The 3,562-nt window shown below is 72.5% G+C and carries 4 protein-coding genes; 2 read left to right on the top strand and 2 right to left on the bottom strand.

The annotated features are described in order from the left end of the window. Nucleotides 1-65: 65 nt before the first annotated feature. Nucleotides 66-1,052 carry a LacI family DNA-binding transcriptional regulator gene (locus E1286_RS46510; protein WP_425464802.1) on the bottom strand — a complete coding sequence of 329 codons (987 nt, stop codon included), beginning with the start codon at nt 1,050-1,052 and terminating at the stop codon, nt 66-68. A gap of 68 nt (nt 1,053-1,120) precedes the next feature. Between E1286_RS46510 and E1286_RS46505 the strand changes: the two genes are divergently transcribed. Then, nucleotides 1,121-2,293, top strand: coding sequence for a CynX/NimT family MFS transporter (locus E1286_RS46505; protein ID WP_132623716.1), 1,173 nt, complete (start codon nt 1,121-1,123; stop codon nt 2,291-2,293). Nucleotides 2,294-2,295: 2 nt separating this feature from the next. Continuing rightward, nucleotides 2,296-2,973, top strand: coding sequence for a (2Fe-2S)-binding protein (locus E1286_RS46500; protein WP_132623714.1), 678 nt, complete (start codon nt 2,296-2,298; stop codon nt 2,971-2,973). Here E1286_RS46500 and E1286_RS46495 read toward each other — a convergent pair. Continuing rightward, complete coding sequence (locus E1286_RS46495) at nt 2,936-3,475, bottom strand: cysteine dioxygenase (RefSeq protein WP_132623712.1); 540 nt, start codon at nt 3,473-3,475, stop codon at nt 2,936-2,938. The two genes, E1286_RS46500 and E1286_RS46495, sit on opposite strands and share 38 nt — an antisense overlap. Nucleotides 3,476-3,562: the final 87 nt, after the last annotated feature.

Genomic DNA, 3,562 nt, shown 5'->3' with positions numbered 1-3,562 from the left:
GGCGCGTGCGGGCCCCGCCCCAGAACGCGCCGCCGTCCAGGAGGCGGGGCCCGCACGCGCCAGGTCTACGCCTTGGCCGGGAGTTCGCCGGAGCCGCGGACGATGAGCTGGACCGGGAGCTCGACGTGCTGGGACGGGCCCGCGTCGCCGGTCACGCGGTGGAACAGCAGCTCGGCCGCCACCTGCCCCATCCGCGCCGGATCCTGCGCCACCACGGTCACCCCGGGGTCGAGCAGGTCGGCCAGCTCGAAGTCGTCGAACCCGACCAGCGCCACCCGCTGCCTCCCCAGGGCCCGCAGCGTGGTCACGGTGTAGCGGCCGTTGCCGGTGAACAGCGCCGTCGGCGGGTCGTCCAGGCCGAACAGCCGGTCCAGCTCGGCGCGTACGCCCGCCGCCGACGGCGACCGCATCGACACCAGCCGGGGGTCGAACCGGTCACCCAGCTCCTCGCGGTAGCCGCGCAGCCGCTCGGCCGCCGTGAAGATCGCCGGGTCGTCGCCGAGGAAGGCGATCCTGCGGTGACCGTGCTCCAGCAGGTGGCGGACCGCCCGCCGGGCCCCTCCTGCGTTGTCGGCCAGCACGGTGTCGACGTCGATCCCCGGCTCGGGCGGCCGGTCCGCGAACACCACGGCGGTGCCGGCGTCCAGCTCCGGCCGCAGGTAGGAGTGGTCGTCACCGGCCGGCACCACGATCAGGCCGTCGACCCGCCGCGCGCAGAACGTCTCGACCAGCTCGCGCTCCCTGCCGGGCTCCTCGCCCGACGAGCCGCTCAGCAGCAGGCATCCGTGCTCGATGACGACGTCCTCGACGGCCCTGCTCAGGCCCGCGTAGAACGGGTCGGCCACGTCCTCGATGACCAGCCCGATCGTGGCGGTCCGCCCGCTGCGCAGCACCCGGGCGCTCTCGTTGCGGGAGTAGCCGAGCAGGTCGATGGCCGCCCGCACCCGTTCGGCGGTCTGGGGATGGACGCCGGGCTCGCCGTTCACCACGCGCGAGACGGTCTTGAGCGCCACGCCGGCCGCCGAGGCGACGTCCTTCATCGTCGGTCTCACACCAGGATCATCGCGTACTCGGGAGGGGCGGACAACGTTGTCAAACAGGTGTGCCAGAGTGTTCGACTATGTCGTTGAGATCCGTCTTGCTCGTGGCCGGATTCGCACTGGCCGCGCTCAACCTGCGCCCCGCCATCGCGGGCGTCTCCCCCCTCCTCGACGAGATCATGAACGACGCGGGCCTCACGCCCGCGGGCGGCGGCGCGATCACCACCGTCATGGTGGTCTGCCTGGGCGTATTCGGCCCGCTCACACCGCTGCTCGCCCGGCGTTTCGGGCTCGACCGCACGCTGCTCGCCGGGCTGGTCGTGATCGCCGCCGGCGTGTCGCTGCGCGGCCTCGACGGCGCCCTTGTCCTCTACCTGGGCTCCGCCCTGGCCGCCATCGCGATCGCCGTCATGAACGTGTCCATGCCCGGCATCGTCAAGCACCACTTCCCCACCCGGGTCAACCTCATGACCGGCGTCTACGTCTCCATGGTGGTCGGCGGCGCCGCGATCTCCTCCGCCGTGGTGATCCCGCTCGAACACGTCACCGGGTACGGCTGGCGCGGCGTCTCGGCCCTGCTCGCCGTGCCCGCGCTGCTGGCGGCCCTGCTGTGGCTGCCCCAGGCGCTGCGCCGCCAGGAACGCGCCCCGAACGGCCCCCGCCCCTTCGGCACGGTGCTGCGCAGCCGCGTCACCTGGTACGTCACCGCCCTCATGGGCCTGCAGTCGCTCACCTTCTACGTCATGCTGGCCTGGCTGCCGACGATCTTCCTGGAGGCGGGGCTGCCCGCCGACCAGGCCGGCTATCTGCTCAGCCTGACGAACCTGGTCCAGGTCGGCACCTCGCTCGCCGTCCCCGTGCTGGCCGGCCGACGGGCCTCGCAGGTGCCGTACGTCGTCGGGGCCGGGCTGCTGACCGTGGCCGGCTACCTCGGCGTGCTGCTCCTGCCCACGACCCTGCCGTGGTTCTGGATGGTCGTGCTCGGGATCGGGCAGGGGGCCTCGTTCGCGCTGGCGCTGCTCATCATCGCCCTGCGGCCGGCCGACCCGGCGACGGTGACCGCGCTGTCGGCCGTGGCCCAGTCGGTCGGCTACGTGATCGCGGCGTTCGGGCCGTTGCTGTTCGGGTTCCTGCGGCAGCTGTCGGGCGGCTGGACGGTGCCGCTGCTCACCGGGCTCGGCGTGCTGGTCGTGCAGATCGTGGCCGGCTGGTTCGCCGGACGCCCCGCGACTTTAGGCAAGGCTACCCTTTGACCATGGTGCTGACGGAGACGCTCCAGCGGCTGGCCGACGAGCGTGGCGGGGTGATCGGGGTCGAGCCGGGCCTCGTCACCGAGCCCGACGCGACCTGGACGCCGGTCGGTGAGCTCGTGCGGGAGCCGTACACGCTGCTGGCGAGGCTGGTGGACGAGACGGCCGCGCGCTGGAACGCCCCGCGGCACGTCGGCGCGGCGCTGTTCTGGAAGACCTACGGCTACTGGCACACCCTGCCGATGGCGCTCGGCTGGGCGCTGGACGGCAGGGTGCCGCTCATGCGGCTCGCGGACACGTATTTCCAGGTGTCCGCGGCCGGGGTGACGATCGCGGCCACGCGCGTGAGCTGGGGCGCCGGCGCGGGCGCGATCGCCGGCGCGCTGCAGGAGTCGCAACTGCCGCTGATCCAGGCCGTCAACGCGCTGGCCAAGGTGGGTGAGCGCACGCTGTGGGGCTCCACGGCGGAGGCGATCGCCCACCCGCTGACCTCGATCGTGCCCGGCGACTACATGCGGCTGCTGCGCGAGATCGGCCCGCCGGTCGACGGGCTGGTCGAGCCCGCCGCGGAGGGTTACTTCCGCAGGACCTGCTGCCTGTGGATCACGCTGCCCGACGTGGAGCCCTGCGGGAGCTGCTGCGTGCTCAGGCCACCGACTCGATCGGCTCGTCCATCGGCCTGAGCTCGTCGGCGTAGCTCACCGACACGCGCCGCATCACGCCGGAGCCGTCGATCGAGTACTGCCCGAGCCGCCACAGCGGCGGCGAGTACGCGTGGATCGAGACACTCTCGTCCACCGCCCCGGTGAGCCGGTGGATGTGGTCCGGCCCGAACGAGAACGACTGCCCCTCCGTGACCACCGTCTCCAGGTGCTCGCCGCCGATGCGCGGATTGCACTCCCGCAGCGCGCCCCGCACCACGTGCACGGCTCCGGAGGAGATGTCGTGGTCGTGCCAGCCCGTGTCGTCCTCGGGACGCCAGCACAGCAGCCAGACGTCCACGTACGCGTCCCGGTAGAGCGAGGCGTAGTGCCGCCCGCCGTCCTCAGGGAAGCTGACCTCCTGGCTCCACTCCTCGGGCCGCGCGGCCAGCGTGTCGACCAGCTCCCGCAGCTCGCGCCGGTCCAGCGTCCGCTCCGGCAGTGCGGCGCAGGTACCCCCGCCCTTGATCTGGTTCGTACTCACTTACGAGACTCCTCTCTGTTCAGTAGACGACGGGGGTTGACGACCTTGATGGCGTGATCGGCGGCGGCGCCGATCACGCCATCAAGG

The organism is Nonomuraea terrae, assembly GCF_004348995.1.
Classification (GTDB): Bacteria; Actinomycetota; Actinomycetes; order Streptosporangiales; family Streptosporangiaceae; genus Nonomuraea; species Nonomuraea terrae.
The sequence above is the reverse complement of the archived record's forward strand: the minus strand, read 5'-3'. Positions and strand labels throughout refer to the sequence as shown.